This is a genomic window from Erwinia sp. MYb416 (genome assembly GCF_037479575.1).
Lineage (GTDB): Bacteria > Pseudomonadota > Gammaproteobacteria > Enterobacterales > Enterobacteriaceae > Erwinia > Erwinia rhapontici.
The window spans coordinates 92,139-113,630 of sequence record NZ_JBBGYT010000441.1 but is presented as its reverse complement, the minus strand read 5'-3'; the positions used below and the strand labels follow the sequence as shown (position 1 = coordinate 113,630).

The following is a 21,492-nucleotide window of genomic DNA, read 5'->3' as shown; positions in this document are numbered from 1 at the left end:
AGGCCGACCTGCCCGACCCCGGCCCCCCGAAACTCACGGTGCCATGCTATTATCTCCCTTTGCCGTCCGGCCGGTCCCACATGGAGAGAGCAAGACCCGTTATGACTCAGCGACTTATCCCCTTTATTTTCCTGCTGTTTGCCAGCCTGTTCAGCGTGAACGCCAGCGCGTCGCTGTTCGGCCAGAACAACAACAGCCAGTTTGTGACGGTCAATCAGGCCTTCGCTTTTGATTTCACACAGAAAAACGACATTCTCACCCTCAACTGGCAGATCAAACCGGGCTACTACCTGTATCGCCAGCAGATAAAGATCAGCGTGCAGGGCGCGACGCTCGCCGAGTGGAGTTTGCCCGCAGGCAAACCGCATGAAGACGAGTTCTATGGCAAAACGGAAATTTACCCGGACAGCCTGACGCTGCCTTTCACCCTCAGGCAGTCCGCTGCAGGCGCGCAAATGACGGTGGTCTATCAGGGTTGTGCCGCAGCGGGATTTTGTTATCCGCCGGAGACACGCACCGTGCCGCTGGATGCAGTGGCGGCGCATAGCACGCCGGAAGCCACACCGGTACCTGCCACTGCCTCAGAGACGTCCGGCAGCAACAGCTTGCCCTTCTCACCGCTGTGGGCACTGCTGATCGGCATTGGCGTAGCGTTCACGCCCTGCGTACTGCCGATGTATCCGTTAATCTCGGGGATTATCCTCGGCGGCAATCGCCGCTACAGTCTGGCTCGCCTGTTTGCGCTGGCGATGGTCTATGTACAGGGCATGGCGCTGACCTACACCCTGATGGGCATTGTCGTGGCGGCCGCCGGGCTACGCTTCCAGGCCGCGCTTCAGGCACCCGCCGTGCTGATCGGACTTTCTGTGCTGTTTATTCTGCTGGCCTTGTCGATGTTTGGCCTGTTCACCCTGCAACTCCCCTCTTCATTGCAGACCCGTCTGACGCTATGGAGTAACCGTCAGCAGGGCGGCTCACTGCCGGGCGTCTTCCTGATGGGTGCGCTGGCCGGGCTGATTTGTTCACCCTGCACCACGGCCCCGCTGAGCGCTATCCTGCTGTACATCGCCCAGAGTGGCAATATGCTGGCCGGTGCCGGAACGCTGTATCTGTATGCGCTGGGTATGGGTCTGCCGCTGGTCGCCATTACGCTGTTCGGCAACCGCCTGCTGCCGAAAAGTGGCCCGTGGATGCAGACGGTAAAAGAGGGTTTTGGCTTTGTGATCCTGGCTCTCCCGGTCTTCCTGCTGGAGCGGGTGGTCGGCGACACCTGGGGATTGCGCCTCTGGAGCCTGCTGGCCGTCGCCTTCTTCGGATGGGCGTTTATCAGCAGCCTGAAAAGCCAGCGTGGCTGGCTGCGCGTGCTGCAAATTCTGCTGTTAGGCATCATGTTGATTGCTGCCCGTCCCTTGCAAGATTGGGCGTTTGGCAGTGCTGCCCAGCAGGAAGCGGGCCCACAGTTAACGTTTACCCGCATCAGTAGCGTTGAGCAGCTCAATCAACGGCTGACAAGCAATGCGGGCGGCAACCTCACGATGCTCGACCTGTATGCCGACTGGTGTGTGGCCTGCAAAGAATTTGAGAAATACACTTTCAGCGATCCGCAAGTGCAGGCGGCCTTTGGCCACATGCAGTTATTGCAGGCAGATGTCACTGCCAGTAACGCCAGCGACAGCGCCCTGCTGAACCATCTGAATGTCCTGGGCTTGCCTACCCTGCTTTTCTTTGATGCACAGGGCCATGAAATCCCGGGCTCACGCGTGACCGGGTTTATGAAACCGGCGGCGTTTCGGGCGCATTTGCAGAAACTGGCACAGTAAACGACACTAGATTTTGATAAAGCTAAACGAGGAGAAGGACGTGCAGCGTGAACAGGTACTGGAACAGGCTCTTGGCATCCTTGAGCTGAACGGACTCGCCGCCACCACTTCTCTTGCCATGATGGCGGAAGAATTGGGATGCAGCGAACAAGAACTTCAGCGCTTCTGGCCGGATCGCGATGCGTTGCTATATGACGCGCTACGCTATCACGGGCAGCAGATTGAAGTCTGGCGACGTAAGCTGCTGCTGGATGACAGCCTCAGCCCGCAGAAAAAACTGATGGCCCGTTATCAGGTGCTGGCAGAAGCCGTCAATAATCAACGCTATCCCGGCTGTCTGTTTATTGCCGCCTGTAGTTTCTACCCGCAACCGGACCATCCGATCCACGAAATTGCGGAACTGCAAAAACAGGCATCCTGGCAATATACTCATGCCCTGTTGAGCGAGCTGGAAACCGATAATCCTGAGCTGGTGGCACATCAGATGGAGTTGATTCTGGAGGGCTGTCTGTCCCGTCTGCTGGTGAAGCGCAAGGTGCAGGAAGTGGAAAACGCCCGCCGCCTGGCAGAAGACGTACTGACCATTGCTTTGTGCCGCAAAAATGGGGCGTTAAGCTAAAGCACTTTGCCGTATCAGGGTAAAAAGCAGGCAGTCGGCAGGATTTTACGACTTTTTTATGACAAAGCCGTTGACGCCGAACGGCCTTTACGGTTTAATGCGCCCCGTTGCCCGGATAGCTCAGTCGGTAGAGCAGGGGATTGAAAATCCCCGTGTCCTTGGTTCGATTCCGAGTCCGGGCACCATATTTAGAAGAACCCGCCTGTGGCGGGTTTTTTGCTTTCTGCGCTACGGACTCTCCATCGAACTGCGTTCGATTACTCGTCTCATCCATGAGACTCGCCCCTCCGGGGCTGGCGCTGAAGCGCCATGCAAAAACGCTCCCGGCGTTTTTGTCCGAGTCCGGGCACCCTATTTAGAAGAACCCGCCTGTGGCGGGTTTTTTGCTTTCTGCGCTACGGACTCTCCATCGAACTGCGTTCGATTACTCGTCTCATCCATGAGACTCGCCCCTCCGGGGCTGGCGCTGAAGCGCCATGCAAAAACGCTCCCGGCGTTTTTGTCCGAGTCCGGGCACCCTATTTAGAAGAACCCGCCTGTGGCGGGTTTTTTGCTTTCTGCGCTACGGACTCTCCATCGAACTGCGTTCGATTACTCGTCTCATCCATGAGACTCGCCCCTCCGGGGCTGGCGCTGAAGCGCCATGCAAAAACGCTCCCGGCGTTTTTGTCCGAGTCCGGGCACCCTATTTAGAAGAACCCGCCTGTGGCGGGTTTTTTGCTTTCTGCGCTACGGACTCTCCATCGAACTGCGTTCGATTACTCGTCTCATCCATGAGACTCGCCCCTCCGGGGCTGGCGCTGAAGCGCCATGCAAAAACGCTCCCGGCGTTTTTGTCCGAGTCCGGGCACCCTATTTAGAAGAACCCGCCTGTGGCGGGGTTTTTGCTTTCTGGGTTACAGACTCTCTTTTCCTTTTTCCTGACTCAGCAAGAAGTAACGCTTCTGCAACTGCTCCAACGCCATTTCCGTCTGCCGTTTCTGTATATCAGAAGAGCTGACCGAGTAAAGACGCAGCTGTTCTTCAACCGGGATCGATCGGTTAAACGCCTGCCTTGCGGTGTATATCACCGACTTCAGTTCGCTGACCGTAATGTATTTCCCGCGCTCGCTGTCGAGCGTATTCAGCTTCGCACTCAGTTGCTGCAACTGCGACATGCCCTTATGCCAGCCGCTCATCACATCTTCGGGTAACGCTGCCGCATTGAGCTGCTGTTGCCATTTCTGTACCAGCTGTTTCGCCACCTCATCTTCAGGCTTGAATGACTGCAACTGGTTGATTAACCCCTGGCCGTAGGATAAAGACCAGTCAGGGCTGTAGCCCTCTACCCGCTCCAGCTGCTGCTGCGTTTGCTCAACAAAGTTTTCCGCCAGTTGAGGCTGACTCTGAAGCAAAGCCTGACGCTGAGCGGGCGATAACGGGGTAGCAAGAGGCATAACGGACGCTTCCAACTGCAACAACAGCGGAGCCGGAGGAAATACCTTATCCCAGCCCAGCTGTACCGCGCTGCCCAGCACAAGCATGACGCACATCCCCGCCGCAAAGGGCTTCCAGGGCATATTGTTAAACGGTATCTGCATCGCTGCCTTAGACTGCGCCACATAGACCCATCTCACGGGTTCCTCAGTTTCCTTCGGTGATTCTGCAACCGGCTCGGGTAACACCACGTCCAGCTTAGCCACCGTACTACTGGTCCCCTTCGCCAGAGGAGTTCCGGCGACTGACGTACTGTTTTTTCCCGCCACGTCACTGTTTTCCAACCGAATGGCAATGCTGTGCATCAACGTGGCCAGTACATCAAACTGACTCAGCTGTTTTAATTCCCGCCTATCCAATACTTCATTCAGACGCGCGAGCAGATGCTCGGCCTGGTACAACTGACTGAGGTTAAGGTCGCTGTAGCTAATCGGAAGCGTGCGCATCAGTTGCTGGATACGTCGGCTCAGGCTACTGAGGATGTCCACCCGCGCGTGTCCCTGCTTAGGCCACAGCGTTTCCCACTTATGGCTAATCAGGGCCTCGAGGATCGCCAGGCCTTCGTTCAACCCGGATAACCCGGCAAGTTGCATGCGAACCTGGGTATACCAGGCGGCTGTCTGTAATTCCACACCGTTGCGTTCAAACAGTGCCAGGCACAATTTTTGTACCCGAGTCCAGTCCACGTCCGGCCGTGCAGAATGAGCGAACTTACTCATTTCATCGTTCAGGGAAATATAGTCCGGCAGCATAGTCGGGTCACCGCCGGTTTTCAAATAACGTTCAGATAATGGGTTCATAGTGGGCTTCTGAGTTGAGAAAATGTATTTATCTATTTAAGAAAGTTCACAAAAATTATCGTTTTAAATAAGAACAATCAGACAAGCGCACCACAATAACTGCCTGCACTGCCTTCCTCAAAAATAATAATATTTTTTGAACCACTTATTGATATGCAATCGGAAACCCTTACTAAGTAAATAGTCATCGCTACATATTCTGACAGTGTTCTGGGAAACAGGCTCACGAAAACTCCTTTTATAAGTTAAATCCTATCATTCCATTAAATATCCCAAAAAATACCCCATCGATTATTCATAACAGAGTTTTAATATCAAGATATTGTGTCATAAGATGACGGATCAGCACCAAAACCTGGGGCATGAGTGCCCTGTTGGCTGTGTTAAACAGAGAGATTAACGGCAGGAGGAACAGATATGAGACGTTGCAAGATTAGGCAGTGAGGAATTGCACGATAGCCACAATAAGCATCAGGCCGACACCTGTCACCACTATCCAGCACAGCGCGTAAAAAGGATGATTGTTGCCGTGTCTTGCGATCAAACGCAGCTCGTCAGTCGAAAAAAACCGTAATGAGCGTCGAAAGACGATGAGATAGGCAATACAGTAAAGCAGCCACAAGAATGGCGTCAGCCAGGCCAGATCGCGCCCGCCAGTCAAAAATAAACATAATGGGATAACAAAGAAGAAGATGGCGGCCAGGTTATCCCGACGTTTCAGTTTCTGCCTCCACCGGGCATCGTTCTCTTTAACGGCTTTCTTACTGGGTAACATTGTTACTCTCCTCCTTTGGAACCATTTACCTTCACTTTATTAGCGTATCCGCCTTGATCCAGGCAACAAGGGGAGAGCCTTTTGCATTGATGTAACCCACATTCACCCATTGATTATCAGGTGAACGTTGTATGATCTTTATTTCGTCCCCCGCCACCAAATAGGCCTTAGTTTGACTGTGTTCATCTGCACGGGTGAATAATAAGGCTTTGGACTCTATCGATGCGGCCACCGTCAGGCTATTTACGTAATGGGCTATCTGGCTGCGAACGGCCTTTGCCGATAATTTATTTAATGTAGCCAGTTGCTGGTAGTCATTAATATTACCTTTCCCCGGCACGTCACAACGCATAATATTCATTACCCGGGCATTTTCCATCAGGGCGAAATCCCCTTTCGACTCACGCAGCTTAGGGCGCATTGCGGTAAAGTTAAACGTGTCTGCGTTGGGTTTTTCTGAACTGGCGAGGATATCTTTGCCGCCGACCCACGTGTAACCACACGCCTCACCGCTCCAGTCACTGGTGATGCAGCCATTCTTCATATCAACCACACTGCAATAGGCGCGGTCGCTCCAGGTCACCGTACCATCTTCCTGCCACAACTCCCCACCAGAGATGCTGTTGACGATCAGATAACGCCCGGAGGGGGACACCTGGGAAGAACCGTCTTCAGTGTAATAACGGTCCTCCTGGCTGAGGTCTGCCTGCATATTTTTAGTAGAGAAGACGATTTTCCCCCATGTGTTGGCATCGTAATGCTCCCCTTTTTTCGCCTGAGAAAAGGTTAATACGCCCCCTTCAGGAGAGGTAATCATCACCCCGGCATGACTTATTCCAGAAATTAAAAGAGAGAACAAAAAACAACCCGCATAACGATGCTTAATCATCCACTGACCTTGAAGGAGCAAAAAAGAAGGGGGAAAAGATACCACTCTTATGATGCGCTGACACGATCGCCTGCTGATGAATCGCAACGCGCTCAGCGAGGCAGCTATCATCGTGATAGCTGCTTTTTTTATTTTCCTCTACGGACGTTCTCTCCCTCTTAATGCCCGCTTTACTTTAAATATTCTACTATTTTTCTGCTTCATAACTTTCTTGTCATAATATCACCACAGAGTCTGAATGCGCTTTCGCGCCATATTTAACTACTTGTTAAATATATAATCACTCCCTAAAAACCACAGATTCCAGGCGTATCATCACCTCAAGCACGTAACAGGCAGGTAACGTTATAACTAAAGACAAATTTTTATATTGCCGTGAAGATCTGCACATAAAAACACTACGGCTTGTAGGTGTTATTTCACGATAAAAATTTAATTTTTCGGAAGTTATTGCATAGTCACTACCAATGATAATAATTGTCGTTATCTTTAACATTCTCATTGGCATCTGAATCTATGTTTAACACCAAGCCCTGCCTGCTCTCTGTGCTGATTGCCAGCACCTGCGCCACCTTCGCTCACGCCGCCACCCCCCCTGACGAAAAAACCCTGGTGGTTAGCGCGTCGGATTCCGGTGCAGCGTCATTGCCCGCTTACACCAACAGCGCCACCAAATCGGCGGTGCCGGAAAGTAAAACGCCGCAGGTGATTAACACCGTGGGCAGCAAAGAGATTGCCGCACGCCACGCCAACTCACTGAATGAAATTCTGCGCTATGCGCCGGGCGTCTCCACAGAAACCCGTGGTGCCACCTCGTATATGAGCGAATATAAAATTCGTGGTTTTGCGGTAGATAACTCGTTCTACGACGGGCTGCAGCTACCGTATAACGTCACCGGAAATACCAAAGCCAATATCGACCCAATTCTTATCGACCATGTTGATATCCTGAAAGGCCCGGCCTCGGTGCTGTACGGCAACGGTTCACCGGGCGGTCTGGTGAATATTCAGAGCAAGAAACCGCAGAAAGAACAGAAAACCGAGGTCGGCTTTAACAGCGGCAGCCGGAAACTGCGCGAAGGCTATATCGACAGCACCGGGGCGATTGCCGACAGCGACTGGAGCTACCGCTTTATCGGTAAAGCCAGCGCCGGCGATGACCAGCCGCGCACCACCAAATCCGAAAACTATCTGGTGGCACCGTCCCTGACATGGCAACCCTCGGACAAAACCCGCCTGACATTTGATGCGCAGTACCAGGATATCCCCAGCCTGACGCCGTCGGATACAATGCCGCTGGCCGCGCTGAAAGCCTTAGATTCCTCACACCGCGCCTACGCGGGCGATCGCTGGAGCGGCTTTAAACAGCGCCAGTGGATGCTGGGTTACAGCTTTGAACATGAGTTCGATAACGGCTGGGCCGTCGCCCAGAAGGCACGCTACTTTGACGTCGACACGCATCAGCAAAGCATCTACGCGACCGGCATCACCGATCCAGCGGTCAGCAACACGCAACTGGGTCGTTTTGCCTATACCACTGATGAAGATCTGAAAAGTTTCAACATCGACAACCAGGTGACGAAGCAGTGGGATCTGGGCGACTGGAAACACCACCTGCTGGCGGGTGTGGACTATCAGCGCATGGATTCCCACTTCCACTATAAATATGCTTCTGCCGCCTCACCGGGTATTGATATCAGCAACCCGGATTACAATCAGGTCAATGAGTCGGCGCTGGGCCTGAACACCGCGCAGCTTAACCGCCTGAGTTTTAATCAAACCGGCTACTACTTCCAGGATCAGGTCGAATACGGCAACCTGAGCCTGATCGCCGGACTGCGTTACGACGACTACCGCTCAACCAATACCGATTATTTTGCCAATAACACCAAAACCTGGGTTGATCAGCACCGCCTGACCAAACGCCTCGGCGCGCTCTACACCTTTGATAACGGCATTGCGCCGTTTATCAGCTATTCCGAAGGCTTCAAACCGGTTTCACCCACGGGCAACCTGACCACCGCCAAACCGACCACCAGCCGTCAGCTGGAAGGCGGGGTGAAATACCTGCTGGCCGATTACGCCACCACGGTGACCGCCTCGGTATTTAATATTCGCCAGAAAAATGTGCTGACCTCGGATCTTACCTTCCTGAACTATCGCCAGACCGGGGAAGTGGAGTCAAAAGGCGCAGAGCTGTCGGTGATCAGTCGTCCGACCGAGAATATTAATATCATCGCCAACTACGCCTACACCCACGCGCTGAATACGGAAGATGATAAGTATCAGGGTAAACGCCCGACTCAGGTGGCGGAGAACACCTTCAACCTGTGGGGTGACTACACCGTCGACAGCGGTGCAGTACGCGGCCTGACCGTCGGTGCCGGGGCGCGTTATGTCGGCCCAATGGAAATTTCACTGGCGAACGATCAGGGGAAACTGGGCGGCACCACGCTGTGGGATATGGCCGTGTCTTACAATATGGCGGCGGTGTCTCCGCAGCTGGCCGGGGTGACGCTGAAAGCCAGCGCGCAGAACCTGACCAACAAAGAGACCTTCACCTGCTACGACACCAACAACTGCTGGATCGGTCGTGACCGTACCTGGCAGGCAGGCGTCAGCTACAGCTTCTGATCCCGCGCTCTACAGGCACTCTCCTGGCGGGAGTGCCTTTTTTATTTAGCGCACCGGGTGCTGCGTCCCCGACAGGACCGGCATCGCTTCGCGCATCATCGCCAGAAACATCCGCAATCGTGCCGGATAGTAACGGGCATGCGGATAGACCAGATACACCGGCAACGCAGCGGCCTGCCACTGTGGAGCCAGATGCAGCAAGTCCCCACGGGCAATATCCTCCTGTACCACCCATGACGATGCAATACCCACCCCCATTCCTGCCAGTACGGCATTGCGCAGCGCATACAGACTGTCGGTCAGCAGACGTGGCCGGATATCAAAACGCTGGTTCTCCCCACTCGGAAGCTGCGTCAGCGACACGCTGTGACGGTAAAAAGTGCTGAGCGCCAGCCAGGGCAGATCCTGCAACTGTTGCGGATGCCGGGGCAGCTCCCCCGAAGGCAGCAGCGACGGTGCACCAATCACAATGCGCGGCACTTCGGCCACCAGCAGGGCCACCACCGAGGGTTCCGTCACCGGACCGACGTGCACCGCACAATCAATGCCTTCGGCAATAAAGTCCGGGTGCCGATCGCTGAGCATCCACTCGACGGTCATCTGAGGGTAGCGTTGTAAGTAGCGCTGCAAAGGCCCAATCATTTGGTCCTGGCCAAAGGCATGCGGGGCCAGTACACGCAGCACGCCCTGCGGCTCTTCCGTTACGCCGCGCAGATCGTCCTCAATGTCCTGCCAGCTTTCCAGCAACGTTCTGGCATGGGCGTAACAGCGTTCGCCATCTTCCGTCAGCTTCATCACGTGCGTGGTACGCTGCAATAGCTTCAGCCCCAGCAGTTTTTCCAGGGTTTGCAGGCGGCGACTGACGGTGGGCTGGCTGGTCCCCAGACGTGCCGCGGCCGCCGACAGATTGCCGGCTTCCACAATGCGCACAAAAGTCTGCATCAGTTCTATACGGTCAACGCCGGGAAATTGAGATATGTTCATACGCCCATCGTATAACAGTTCTACCAGGCAGGCGACTACCCTCTAACGTACTGGCGCATAATAATAGCGCCAACTTCACTGACACACAGGCTGTTCACCATGTCGACTCACACCGCTTCTTTACCGCAGCCACTCTCCGGCCCCACCGTGCTGATGCTGGCCAGCGGCGCTGGCTTTAGCGTGGCATCCATCTACTACAGCCAGCCGATGCTGGAAATCTTATCGCGCCAGCTTCATGCCAGCGTCACCACCAGCGGCCTGGTGCCGACGTTGACGCAAATGGGTTATGCCCTCGGCATCCTGCTGCTGGCGCCACTGGGGGATCGCCACGATCGCCGCACCATTATCACTCTCAAAGGTATGTTGCTGACGCTGGCCCTGCTGCTCAGCGCCGCCGCCGGCAATATGATGGTGCTGCTGGCCGCCAGCCTGGCGATTGGCATCACCGCGACAATGGCACAAGATATCGTTCCGGCCTCTGCCAGCCTGTCGCCGGAGGCACAGCGCGGTAAAACGGTGGGCACGGTGATGACCGGGCTGCTGCTTGGCATTTTGCTGTCCAGAGTGGTGAGCGGGCTGGTGGCGCAGTACTTCGGCTGGCGCGTCATGTTTGTGCTCGCCGCCCTGCTGGTGCTGATGATTACCCTGGTGCTGTGGCGTCGCCTGCCGCATATCGCCCCCAGCACCTCGCTGGGTTACCCGGCGCTGTTGGCATCAATGCGCCACCTGTGGATGCACCACGGTGAGCTGCGCCGCGCCACGCTGGCGCAGGGGTTGCTCTCTGTCGGTTTCAGCGCGTTCTGGTCGACACTGGCGGTGATGCTGCACAGCCGTTATGGCCTGGGCAGCGCCACGGCAGGGGCGTTTGGCCTGGCGGGTGCCGCAGGCGCAATGGCGGCACCGCTGGCGGGAATGATGGCCGACCGCCGCGGCCCGGCGCTGGTTACGCAGTTCAGCACTGCCCTCGCCACGCTCTCTTTTGCTGCCCTGTTTTTACTGCCGCTGCTGCCGGTTTCCGCCCAGCTGGCGCTGATTGTTATCTCGGCTATCGGCTTTGATTTTGGCGTGCAGGCGACGCTGGTTTCCCATCAGACGCTGATCTTCGGGCTGGAACCCGCCGCCCGCAGCCGCCTGAATGCGCTGATGTTTACCGGGGTATTTATCGGTATGGCGGTCGGTTCGGCGCTGGGCAGTCTGTTGCTGGAAAAGGCGGGCTGGCCGGGCGTGGTCGCCCTGCTGACACTGGCCGGAGCAGGCAGTTTTATCGTGCGGATGAATGCCCGCCGCCTGATGAAGTCTGCCCATAAAACAAGACAAGCATAAATCCGTAATGGCTGCCCCTTTGTTTCGGTCAGCGAGTTTTTTGTAGAAGTCATCCCACTGCGGGCAATACACACCAGGCTGCATCGCACGGGTGTCTTTAGCAGGTCATTTATGACAGCGTCAGGCTACCGTAGGCCGATGACCAGTCGTGGTCAAAACGCTGCAGTGCGCTGTCCACCGCCGGATCAAGCAGGAACAGTTCCGCCACATCCGGATCGACGGTGATCGCCTGACACCCGGCGAGCATACAGTCCAGCACCTGGCGCGGCGTACGGAAGCTGGCGGCCAGCACTTTGCTCTGTGGGCAGTGGAGGCCCAGCAAGGTTTGCAGCTCCCTGACCAGCGCAATGCCGTCGCCGCCCTGCGCATCAATACGGTTAACATAGGGAGCAATGTAGCTGGCCCCGGCCAGCGCCGCGTAAAAGCCCTGCCCGGCTCCGTATACTGCCGTGCCCAGCGTCGGGATATTCTGCTGCGTCAGTAATTTAATTGCGGTCAGGCCCTGGTGGGTTACTGGCACCTTTACCACCAGCGACGGCACGATTTCGCGCAACTGTAACGCCTCATCCACCATGGCAGATGCCTCATGCGCAATCACCTGAGCGAACAGCGTGCTGTCGGCAGGCAGAATCGTCACCAGCTCCTGCAACACGCTGCTGAGCGGGCGCTTACTGCGAGCGACAATACTGGGATTGGTGGTCACACCCTTTATCGGCAGCACTGCTGCCAGGCGCTTTACCACTGCCACATCTGCCGTATCTAAATAGAATTCCATCACATCCTCCGGGAGACCACGCTGAGAAGTTTCATATGAAACTATTTTTGCTTTCGCAGTACGATAAATGAAATATTCCCGATGAAATTTGATCGCCGTCACGCTTATCAAGGCAGAAGAAAACATTAAAAAACCAAAACAAACATTTTTAAAACAGTTAGTTAGATACTGATGGTTGTGGTGTATTGCGATTGGTGAAAGTGACCTTTCACCAGGCGGGAAATAACGTAACAAAGCAGCGCGAATATGAAAGCGCTATCAGGCCTTCAGCACCCTCACCCCCTGTTGCACGAGGGCGTTTTCAAAGTTTAGCAGCAGCCCGGCGTCAGTGATCACCGTATCGATATCGCTGTGCTTCGCCACGTTATACGGGAACAACTTGCCGAACTTGCCCGATTCGGCAATCACGTAATTCTGCACCCGCTTCTCTATCGCCAGCCGGATGTTTTCAGCGCGCATAATGTCACGCCCCGTAAAGCCATAATCCGGGTTGTAGCCATCAATACCGATAAACACCTTGTTGAAATTGATGTTGTTGATACACAGGTGGGTCAGCGGCCCGACCAGGCATTCGCTGCGCTTTTGCAGCACCCCGCCTATCAACACCACATCCTGATGGCAGTTTTTCAGCTCGTTAGCGACATAAACACAAGGGGTTACCACCGTGACATCCAGGCCTGAACGGCCAATCTCCCGGGCAAAATGTGCATTGCTGCTACCGGCTTCAATAAACAGCGTGTCCCCTTCTGACAATAGCGCCAGCGCCCGCTTTGCCATGGCTTCTTTGGTGGAAAAGTTACTGCTGACACGCTCAGAGAGATCGTTAAGTGACACCGCATAACCGTGAGCACGGCTGAGATAATGCAGGCTTTCCAGTTCAGCCAGGTCTTTGCGGATCGTCACGCCAGAGACACCGTTAATCTGCGCCAGCTCATTAATGCTGACCTTTCCCTTCTCTTCCACCCGATCGAGAATACGCCGGTGACGCTGTTTCATAGGGACCCTCTCCGTCTGTGATTACTTTCATCAGTAATCCTTTCCTTTCATATTATGTAAGCAGCGTGCGGATCACAATCTGATGCCCGTCGAAAATCACTGCCTCTTTTCGAGGTAGGTTTTTCCCCTTACAGGTACTTTCATCGCTAACAGCATCCAGTAACAGTACAAAAAGCACCAGACAGGGGATAAATAACCCAATAACGGCTCAGCCTCAGCAAGCACACAAATAAAAGGGGAACGCACGGAAAAAAGCTGCCTCTTTTTACCTTCAGTCTTTCCACCGATGATAAGGCAGTATTTTACCTTTTTTACTCAGGGGACCCGATGATTAAAATGATTGCTGTGGATATGGACGGCACCTTCCTCGATGACAACAAAACCTACAACAAAGCGCGATTTTTAGCGCAATACCAGCAACTGAAAAAGCAGAACATCAAGTTTGTGGTCGCCAGCGGCAACCAGTATTACCAGCTCATCAGCTTCTTCCCGGAAATACGGGATGAGATCGCTTTTGTCTCCGAAAACGGTGCCAATATTGTCGACTGTGGTAAGACCTTGTTCTGTGGCGAGTTAAGTGAAGCGCATCTGGAAAAAGTGCTGGCGGTGCTGGCCAGGCTGCCTTACGCCCATACCGTGGTCTGCGGGCCGCGCAGCGCCTATATGCTCAACAGCGCACCCGAATCACTGGTAACACTGATGTCGCAGCACTATCACCGCCTGGAACTGCGCGATGATTTCAGCGCGCTCAATGACACCATCTTCAAGTTCTCACTGAATCTGGCCGATGAAAAAATCCCGGAACTGATGGCACATATCGGCCATGCGCTCGATGGCATCGTCACACCGGTTTCCAGCGGCTTCGGGTTTGTTGACCTGATCATTCCTGGCATCCACAAAGCGCACGGATTGGCGCTACTGCAACGTCAGTGGCAGATTGCCGACAATGAAGTAGTGGCCGTCGGTGACAGCGGTAACGATATTGAGATGGTGGCACACGCCGGTTATGGCTTTGCGATGGCGAATGCGCAACCCGCCGTGAAGCAGGTAGCGCAATATCACACCGAGAGTAACAACCATGAAGGCGCGCTGAATGTGATTGAACGGGTGTTAAGCGGTCAGGTCGGTTAAACGCAGGGGGCGCCCCCTGAGAGATCCCAGAAATGTTTTCTAGCTGAATGCGCAGCACACGGGCTGGGGCCAGTTTGAGCACGCCGGATCGGCAAAAGACGCATCCCTGCGGGCCTCGGCACGCGGCGCCCGGCGGCGCCACGTCCGGCTTACCTCAAACTGGCCCCATCCCCTAAACATTCGTTCCCGCTGTGGGTTTTAAAAACAGCCACGCAAATGCCAGCAGGTGAAGGAGGAAGGGCTGATTGCAGCAGGCTGCCGGCCAGGGAAGGCCGGCCGCCAGGCCACAGGGACGTGTTTATGCCGGTGCAGCAAGCAGCCCTTCCTCCGGGAACCGGTTAACAGGCTGCCCGCAATAACGCCCTGGTCATTTTTCTCGGGAGCACTCAGGGGGCTGACCGAAACAGAGAGTCAGGCCTTACAGGAACAGGCGATCGAGGGAATCCTGCTGTACTTGCTGATACAGCGTAAACTCATCGAGCACCTGAGCCCCCAGCGCCTGCTCAAACGCCGCCTGGCTGGGGTTACCGCTGCTGATACTGCTCGTGTCGCTCCCCAGATTCGACTGAAAAATCCCGGCCGCACTGACCGGTAGAAAATCTTCGTAGATAATCGGTTCGGCAATGACCGCACCCCGGGCAATCTGGCTCTCCAGATCGTCACCCGGTAATGCGGCTATTTCCGGATGACGACGATAACGGTAAAAAGCCAGCTGCTGCTGACGCAACTGGTCAGCATCATCCGGGAAGGCGTTAAATACCGCGCTCAAATGACGCTGATGACTGTCGTTATCCCCGTGTTTTTCCGCTGAGGCTTCACGCAGCAGGCGATCATACAGCTCGCGCCCCTTGCGCGTCAGCGCCACGCCGCGCTGCTCAATTTCCCCAAAACGGGCAGTATGCGTACCCGCCGTCTGGTCGGTAAAATCAATCGCTTCATTCAGCGCTTTAAAACTGGTTTGCCGCAGCAGGATCGGACAATGTCGTGCAGGCGGGCCTTCGATGGTCTCTTTCGGCGTGATGCCATATTCCGGCATCAGCTGCTGTACAAGGTCGATATCCAGCGTGCGCGGCGTCAGATGGTTGATATGCGGCCCACGGAAACACACCACATCGGCGATCAGACGATGCTGTGCCAGCAACGTGTTATAGGTACGGAGGTCGACCGAAGCCTGATGATGCCAGCGGAAAGTTTCCAGCGCTTCCTGCACAAATTCGTCCGCCTGCGCATCGTCCAGACCGCCCTGCTGCTGCCATCGCGTCAGCAATTCGCGTAGCCGCGACGTGAAGATATCGCGCCGGGCCAGAATCTCACTCACCTGCTGGCGCAACGCCGGATCCTCAATCAACTCCAGCCGCAGCAGTGAGGTAAACACGCGAAACGGATTGATTTGCAGTGCCTCTTCCGTCACCGGGCGAAACGCGGTGGAGTGCACCGGCACCCCGGCCGCCGTGAGATCGTAATACCCCACCGCCGACATCCCCATCACGGCAAACAGCTGCCGCAGAGTGGCCAGCTCCTGCGCCGTCCCCACGCGAATGGCGCCGTGGCGTTCCACGCTCAGGCGATTCACTTCCTGGGGCCACTGATCTGCATTCAATGCGCCAGGATGCTGCGCCAATGCCTGCTGATTCACCTCGCGCACCAGCTGCAACAGCGTGCCATATTGAGGAACTTCCTTTTGATACATCGCCGACATCGCTTTGGAAAAGCGGTCACGAATACGGTCTGCGCTGATAACTCTGTGACTCATTGCGGCTCTCCTGAGTGTCCTGTTCACCATCCCACAGGAAGGATAGCGATGGCTCCGGTGGCTAAGTGTTAGTTTCATCACAGATTGTAGACAGAGAATGAAAATGTCATTGCAGCCGCAGCCATAATTGAGACAAAATCTTCTTATTACGAAATATTTCATACCGTATTTCGTTAACAAACACTCTGGATTGTTACTGTTTGCCCGCTAACGGGCTGGCAGGCAAAACCTGAAGCGTTTTTCTTCTTGCTGAAAAAGCGGAAAGAAAAGCTATTCAGGTTTTTTTTTGCCTTCAGAAAAGTTGGCAGCAAGAAAATATAAGAGGAATGGTATTCATAAAAGAAAAAAAATAAAAACAAATCGTTGATTTAAAGAGTGTTGTCTGCTTTCGCACCCACTCTCAATTTTATGCCCGTTAGCGGTACGACTGGCAGGGATTCCGCATGCCTTTTATTTATCATGCAACACCTGGGAAACTAAAAAAATGAAAAAACACTCATTAAAAATAATAGCCGTTCTTATTACTTCTGCACTGTTTCCAAACCATGTTCTTGCCGCTAAATTAACGCTGGAACAGCGTCTGGAATTACTGGAAAAAGAGTTACAGCGAACCCAAACGGAATTCAGCGAATATAAAGCACAGCATGAGCAGCCCGCTATGGCTAAACGTGCGGCGCCCGCCAGCACGCCGAATGCCGCCCCTGTCGCGGTCAGCGCCAGCTCTACGGTTGACGTCGCCAGCACCTCTGCGGGTGGCGAAAGTAGCCAGCCAGTCACTCTGAAAGACATCAGCCAGTATGTGAAAGATGATATCGGCTTCACCTACTCCGGCTACCTGCGCAGCGGCTGGGCAACCGGCAACAACGGCTCCCCACAGTCCTATGCTATCGGCTCCGTCGGGCGCTTTGGTAATGAGCACAGCGGCTGGTTTGACTTACTGCTGAAACAGCGCGTGTATAACCAGAATGGAAAAACCGCCGAAGCCATTGTCAAACTGGATGGTAACGTCAGCCAGCAGTATGGTTCCGGCTGGTTTGGCGATAACACCGGCAATGAAAACCTGCTGCAGTTCTCCGATATCTACCTGACCACCAAAGGTTTCCTGCCGTTTGCGCCCGAAGCTGACTTCTGGGTGGGTAAACATACCCTGCCGGTCTATGAAATCCAGATGCTCGACTGGAAAAGCGTGCGCACCGACGTCGGCGGCGGCGTAGGTATTGAAAACCTGGCGGCCGGACCGGGCAAGGTTGATCTGTCACTGACCCGTGAAGATATCGACGTTTACTCGCGCGATCTCGCCAATAAGACGCAAATGAATACCAACTCTGTCGAGGTCCGCTACAAAGATCTGCCACTGTGGGATAGCGCAACGCTGACCATGATGGGTAAATATTCGATGGCGAATAAAACCGACGAGCAGAAAAACAATGAAGACAGCAACAGCTTCTATACGCTGAAAGACGCATGGCTGGCCACCGCCATCGTGCGCCAGCAGCTCTACAACAAAGGCTTTAACGACTTCAGCCTGCAGGCCGGTAACAACTCCTTCGCCAGCAGCTTCGCCAATTACAACGGTGCAAGCTCCAATGTCAGCTATAACGGCTACTATTATGGCGACCACACTAACGGCACCGCGTTCCGCGCCATCTCCCAGGGTGAAATGTACCTGAGCGATAAGATCATTATGGCGAATGCGCTGGTCTACTCACGCGGTAACGATGTCTACAGCTACGAAAGTGGTTCACACAGCGATTTCGAAAGCCTGCGTACCGTGGTGCGCCCGGCCTGGATCTGGGACAGCTACAATCAGACCGGTGTGGAACTGGGCTGGTTTACTCAGACCAACAAAACGCAGTCAGGTGAGAATCTGAAAGAATCTGGCTATAAAACGACGCTGTATCACGCGCTGAAAGTCGATACCAGCATCCTGAACTCACGCCCGGAGATCCGTTTCTACGGTACGTATTTGCATGTACTGGATAATGAGCTGTCAAATTACAGCTTCCAGGACAGCAAAAACGATCAGTTCACGCTGGGCGTTCAGGCGGAAGTCTGGTGGTAATCTGCCCCTGATTTTCTTAACCGATAAGGAAGTAACTGATGAAGAAGTCTGCCGTTGCACTGCTGCTCTCAGGCCTGGTACTGGGGGCATCGCTCCCGGCCTTTTCCGCGACGCTGCCCGCTGATTTCCCTGTATTCCCGCCGCAGGACCGGGCGGTGAATCAGTACGTGACCCAGGTGAATGCTGACCACAGCATCACCTTCCGGTTGTTCGCACCGCAGGCGCAAAAAGTCTCGGTGTTTACCGGGGCCACGCCGGATAGCTATGTCTCGCATCCGATGGTGAAGGACGCCAGCGGGGTCTGGAGTTTCCGCTCAGCGGTGCAGGCACCGAATCTGTATGAGTACTTCTTCAGTGTTGATGGTTTCCGCAGTATCGATACCGGTACGGCGTATGCCAAACCCCAGCGCCAGGTGAACACCAGCCTGATCCTGGTGCCGGGCAGCATTCTCGATGTGCGCAATGTGCCTCATGGTGAACTGCGTACGCTGACTTATCACTCACCCCAGTTGAAGCGCGAGCGTCAGGTCGCGGTCTGGACACCGCCGGGTTACGACGGAAAAGGCGCCCCGCTACCGGTGCTCTATTTTTATCATGGCTTTGGTGACAGTCTGCGCTCGGCCATCGATCAGGGCCGTGTGCCGGAAATGATGGATAACCTGCTGGCAGAGGGAAAAATCAAACCGATGCTGGTGGTGATCCCGGATACCGAAACCGATACCGCCACCACCACGCCGGAAGAGTACGTGCCGCAGGAGCGCCGTAAGCTGTTCTACCCGCTGAATGCGGCGGCGGCTGACCGTGAACTGATCCACGATATTATCCCGCTGATAAACCAGCGTTTTAATGTCCGTCATGATGCGAACGGACGCGCACTGGCGGGCCTGTCGCAGGGAGGATATCAGGCGCTGGTGTCGGGTCTCAGTCATCTGGACAGTTTCAGTGCGCTGGCGACTCTTAGCGGTGTGAGCACCACCACTGTTCCGAATGACAAGGTGGCGGCACAGCTGGAAAAACCGGATCAGATTAACCGTCAGTTGAAAAACTTTACCGTTGTGGTTGGCGAGAATGACACCATTACCGGTAAAGATATCGCCGGGCTGAAGCAAACGCTTGAAGAGAAAGGGGTGAAGTTCGATTATCACGCCTGGCCGAAGCTGGGGCACGAAATGGATGTCTGGCGACCGGCCTACGCGGAGTTTGTCCAGAAACTGTTCCGTTAAGCGGCTATCGCGTTTCTTTTCACAAACAGGGAGTGTTGCTTTATATTGCGCTTTCAGGCGGGTCACACCAGGGTGGCCCGCCTGAATGACTGAGGGGCAGAAGCATGTCACCACCACGTATTGGCGTCGGAGTCTTAATTTTCCGTGATGGCCAAGTATTACTGGGAAAGCGTAAAGGCAGCCACGGCGCAGGCGACTGGTCTGCACCCGGTGGGCACCTTGAATTTGGGGAAACACCGCAGCAGTGTGCGGAACGTGAAGCGCTGGAAGAGTGCGGACTAGTCATTGGTGACTGTGTCACCGGACCGTTTACCAACGATATTTTTCCGGCAGAACAGAAGCACTATGTCACGCTGTTTATGCTGGCTTACCACGCCACTGGCACACCGGAATGTCGCGAACCGGACAAATGTGAAGGCTGGCAGTGGTGCGATCCGGCGGCACTGCCGCAGCCGCTGTTCGCCCCACTAAGTTCATTACTGAAACAGGTTGATCTGGTCACCCTCAGCCGCGGGCATTAACGTTCCATTCGTTCAGCCAGCCAGTCCGCATCCAGCAGGCGTGCGGCGGCCGCGTCGAGATAGAGCGTGCAGTTGGCATGGCGCTGCAATACAGAAGCAGGCAACGCTTCCACGGGGGGCTCCATCAGCATCCGCCGGACTATCTCGGCTTTATTCTCACCGTTGATCAGCACCCTGATATGCCTCGCCTGCATAATAGTGTGAATGCCAAAGCTCAGGTAGCTGTCGGGAACATTTTCCTCCGATCCCACTTCCTGCACTAAAGCCGCCATCAGTACACCGTGGCAGCGATCGACCTCAATTTCACGCGTCAGCGTGTCGAACGGCGTGCCCGGCAGGTTCGCGGCAATATGTCCATCCTGCCCCACCCCCAGCAGCAGCAGATCCAGCCCGCCGTCAGCGGCAATCGCGGCATCCTGCTGCGCAACGTTGGCCAGGGTTAACGGATGGATGCGTTGTAGCGGGATGCCCGCCGGGGTCAGCAGATGTCGGTCAATATGCTGATAAATCACCCCTGGCTGCTGCTCACGACCGCGCAGCGGAACATCATCCTGCAGATAATAGTGCACCTGCTGTCCGGCGTTTTCTGCCTGTAACCGTGCGACCAGATGCTGATACAGCCGCAGCGGCGATGAACCGCCTGTCGGGGCGAAATTACAACGTCCTCCCTGATTCAGCTCAGTAAAAATATCTGCCGCGGCCTGCTGGCTCAGGGCTTCATGATCGTCGAATAACCGTATTTTCATTTTTTCATTCCCTTGTTACGGACCGGATGACAATAAGATGAATGCTTCTGATAACCACTGCAACAATAATAACTAAAGGGATAATTCTCTTGGGTTTTTATCGCTAAAAAGTCCGAGAAATCAGTAGTAGAGCGCGCAACGGCATCGTACAGTGAATAACCTGCTTTTCTGCCAACGAGACCCTGATGAATCCTCTTGCTTCCCTGCTTAACCTGAGTGCTCACCCGATTACCGATGCCGGTTACACAGCAACATGCCAGCAGCAGCTAGCTGCCAGCGGCGCGCTGGTACTGCGAGGTTTTTTAACCCCTGCCGCGCTGGCCGCAATCAAGCAGGAAGGGGACGATAACCAGCATCTGGCGTTTTATGCCAGCAGCCAGCATAACGTCTATTTGCAGAAACCGGACGATGCCTTTGCCGCCGATCACCCGCGTAACCGCCAGGTGGTTTCCTCGAAAGGCTGTATTACCGATGAAGAGATCCCGGCGGCCTCGGCCCTGCGTACGTTGTACGACTCGGACGCGTTCAAGGCGTTTCTATGCGGCGTGCTGCAAGAGCAACAGTTGTTCCCGTATGCCGACAACCTGTCGTCGATTAACCTGCACTATGCACATGCCGGGCAGGAGCTGGGCTGGCACTTTGACAACTCCTCCTTCGCTATCACACTGCTGATTCAGAAACCCGAAGCGGGCGGGGTATTTGAATACGTCAGCCATCTGCGTAATGCGGAAGCCGGAGAGATGAACTACAGCGGTGTGGGTGCCGTGCTGGACGGTGAGCATCCGGTAGAGAAACTGGCCATTGAGCCGGGGGATCTGGTGCTGTTCAGGGGGCGGAATGCCCTGCACCGCGTGACGCCAACGGAAGGAGATACGACACGTATGCTGGTGGTGCTGGCGTACAATGCCCAGCCGGATGTGTCGTTGTCAGAAAGCGCCCGCATGACCTTCTACGGGCGCCTGTGA

Annotated in this window: 17 protein-coding genes and 1 tRNA gene; 10 read left to right on the top strand and 8 right to left on the bottom strand. The window is 54.8% G+C overall.

Annotated elements, in window-relative coordinates:
- Positions 1 to 101: 101 nt before the first annotated feature.
- The 3 genes from WH277_RS23940 to WH277_RS23930 all read left to right on the top strand — a co-directional run bounded on the left by WH277_RS23940 (position 102) and on the right by WH277_RS23930 (position 2,624).
- Positions 102 to 1,820, top strand: a complete 1,719-nt coding sequence (locus WH277_RS23940) for a protein-disulfide reductase DsbD (RefSeq protein ID WP_339507218.1) — start codon at positions 102 to 104, stop codon at positions 1,818 to 1,820.
- 40 nt (positions 1,821 to 1,860) lie between these two features.
- Positions 1,861 to 2,439, top strand: coding sequence for a division control transcriptional repressor DicD (gene dicD, locus WH277_RS23935; RefSeq protein ID WP_133842587.1), 579 nt, complete (start codon positions 1,861 to 1,863; stop codon positions 2,437 to 2,439).
- A gap of 109 nt (positions 2,440 to 2,548) precedes the next feature.
- Positions 2,549 to 2,624, top strand: a tRNA-Phe gene (locus WH277_RS23930).
- Between the two features lie 711 nt (positions 2,625 to 3,335).
- On the opposite strand, the gene WH277_RS23925 is transcribed toward WH277_RS23930, so the two are convergent.
- The 3 genes from WH277_RS23925 to WH277_RS23915 all read right to left on the bottom strand — a co-directional run bounded on the left by WH277_RS23925 (position 3,336) and on the right by WH277_RS23915 (position 6,490).
- Positions 3,336 to 4,715 carry a VasL domain-containing protein gene (locus WH277_RS23925; protein WP_339507215.1) on the bottom strand — a complete coding sequence of 460 codons (1,380 nt, stop codon included), beginning with the start codon at positions 4,713 to 4,715 and terminating at the stop codon, positions 3,336 to 3,338.
- A gap of 433 nt (positions 4,716 to 5,148) precedes the next feature.
- On the bottom strand, positions 5,149 to 5,490 hold the full coding sequence (locus WH277_RS23920) for a hypothetical protein (RefSeq protein WP_133842589.1): 342 nt from the start codon (positions 5,488 to 5,490) through the stop codon (positions 5,149 to 5,151).
- A gap of 31 nt (positions 5,491 to 5,521) precedes the next feature.
- Positions 5,522 to 6,490, bottom strand: coding sequence for a hypothetical protein (locus WH277_RS23915; protein ID WP_159336780.1), 969 nt, complete (start codon positions 6,488 to 6,490; stop codon positions 5,522 to 5,524).
- Positions 6,491 to 6,895: 405 nt separating this feature from the next.
- Here WH277_RS23915 and WH277_RS23910 point away from each other — a divergent pair, with 405 nt between their 5' ends.
- Positions 6,896 to 9,013 carry a TonB-dependent siderophore receptor gene (locus tag WH277_RS23910; RefSeq protein ID WP_259152015.1) on the top strand — a complete coding sequence of 706 codons (2,118 nt, stop codon included), beginning with the start codon at positions 6,896 to 6,898 and terminating at the stop codon, positions 9,011 to 9,013.
- A 45-nt stretch (positions 9,014 to 9,058) separates the two neighbouring features.
- Here WH277_RS23910 and WH277_RS23905 read toward each other — a convergent pair whose 3' ends face one another.
- Positions 9,059 to 9,997, bottom strand: a complete 939-nt coding sequence (locus tag WH277_RS23905) for a LysR family transcriptional regulator (protein ID WP_339507211.1) — start codon at positions 9,995 to 9,997, stop codon at positions 9,059 to 9,061.
- A gap of 99 nt (positions 9,998 to 10,096) precedes the next feature.
- Here WH277_RS23905 and WH277_RS23900 point away from each other — a divergent pair, with 99 nt between their 5' ends.
- Positions 10,097 to 11,320 carry an MFS transporter gene (locus tag WH277_RS23900; protein WP_238337028.1) on the top strand — a complete coding sequence of 408 codons (1,224 nt, stop codon included), beginning with the start codon at positions 10,097 to 10,099 and terminating at the stop codon, positions 11,318 to 11,320.
- Positions 11,321 to 11,429: 109 nt separating this feature from the next.
- Here WH277_RS23900 and fsa read toward each other — a convergent pair whose 3' ends face one another.
- Both fsa and WH277_RS23890 read right to left on the bottom strand, forming a co-directional pair.
- Positions 11,430 to 12,095, bottom strand: coding sequence for a fructose-6-phosphate aldolase (gene fsa / locus WH277_RS23895; protein WP_133842592.1), 666 nt, complete (start codon positions 12,093 to 12,095; stop codon positions 11,430 to 11,432).
- A 258-nt stretch (positions 12,096 to 12,353) separates the two neighbouring features.
- The gene (locus WH277_RS23890) at positions 12,354 to 13,091 is read right to left on the bottom strand and encodes a DeoR/GlpR family DNA-binding transcription regulator (protein WP_133842593.1); all 738 of its coding nucleotides are present in this window, start codon (positions 13,089 to 13,091) and stop codon (positions 12,354 to 12,356) included.
- Positions 13,092 to 13,418: 327 nt separating this feature from the next.
- On the opposite strand from WH277_RS23890, the gene WH277_RS23885 reads away from it, so the two are divergent.
- Positions 13,419 to 14,222 carry a Cof-type HAD-IIB family hydrolase gene (locus tag WH277_RS23885; protein WP_171149292.1) on the top strand — a complete coding sequence of 268 codons (804 nt, stop codon included), beginning with the start codon at positions 13,419 to 13,421 and terminating at the stop codon, positions 14,220 to 14,222.
- 418 nt (positions 14,223 to 14,640) lie between these two features.
- Here WH277_RS23885 and hglS read toward each other — a convergent pair whose 3' ends face one another.
- A complete protein-coding gene (gene hglS / locus WH277_RS23880) occupies positions 14,641 to 15,975 on the bottom strand; it encodes a 2-oxoadipate dioxygenase/decarboxylase HglS (RefSeq protein ID WP_159336777.1) in 1,335 nt (444 codons plus the stop codon).
- Positions 15,976 to 16,459: 484 nt separating this feature from the next.
- On the opposite strand from hglS, the gene WH277_RS23875 reads away from it, so the two are divergent.
- From WH277_RS23875 to WH277_RS23865, 3 genes are all read left to right on the top strand, one after another.
- Positions 16,460 to 18,037: a carbohydrate porin gene (locus WH277_RS23875; protein WP_133842596.1), complete on the top strand. Its 1,578-nt coding sequence runs from the start codon at positions 16,460 to 16,462 to the stop codon at positions 18,035 to 18,037.
- Between the two features lie 38 nt (positions 18,038 to 18,075).
- The gene (locus tag WH277_RS23870) at positions 18,076 to 19,260 is read left to right on the top strand and encodes an alpha/beta hydrolase-fold protein (RefSeq protein ID WP_159336776.1); all 1,185 of its coding nucleotides are present in this window, start codon (positions 18,076 to 18,078) and stop codon (positions 19,258 to 19,260) included.
- 104 nt (positions 19,261 to 19,364) lie between these two features.
- Positions 19,365 to 19,781 carry a nucleotide triphosphate diphosphatase NUDT15 gene (locus WH277_RS23865; RefSeq protein ID WP_133842598.1) on the top strand — a complete coding sequence of 139 codons (417 nt, stop codon included), beginning with the start codon at positions 19,365 to 19,367 and terminating at the stop codon, positions 19,779 to 19,781.
- Here WH277_RS23865 and WH277_RS23860 read toward each other — a convergent pair.
- Entirely contained in the window at positions 19,778 to 20,527 is a 750-nt protein-coding gene (locus WH277_RS23860) for a 6-phosphogluconolactonase (RefSeq protein ID WP_212813361.1), read from the bottom strand. The genes WH277_RS23865 and WH277_RS23860 overlap by 4 nt on opposite strands.
- A gap of 185 nt (positions 20,528 to 20,712) precedes the next feature.
- Here WH277_RS23860 and WH277_RS23855 point away from each other — a divergent pair, with 185 nt between their 5' ends.
- Entirely contained in the window at positions 20,713 to 21,492 is a 780-nt protein-coding gene (locus WH277_RS23855) for a HalD/BesD family halogenase (RefSeq protein ID WP_159336770.1), read from the top strand.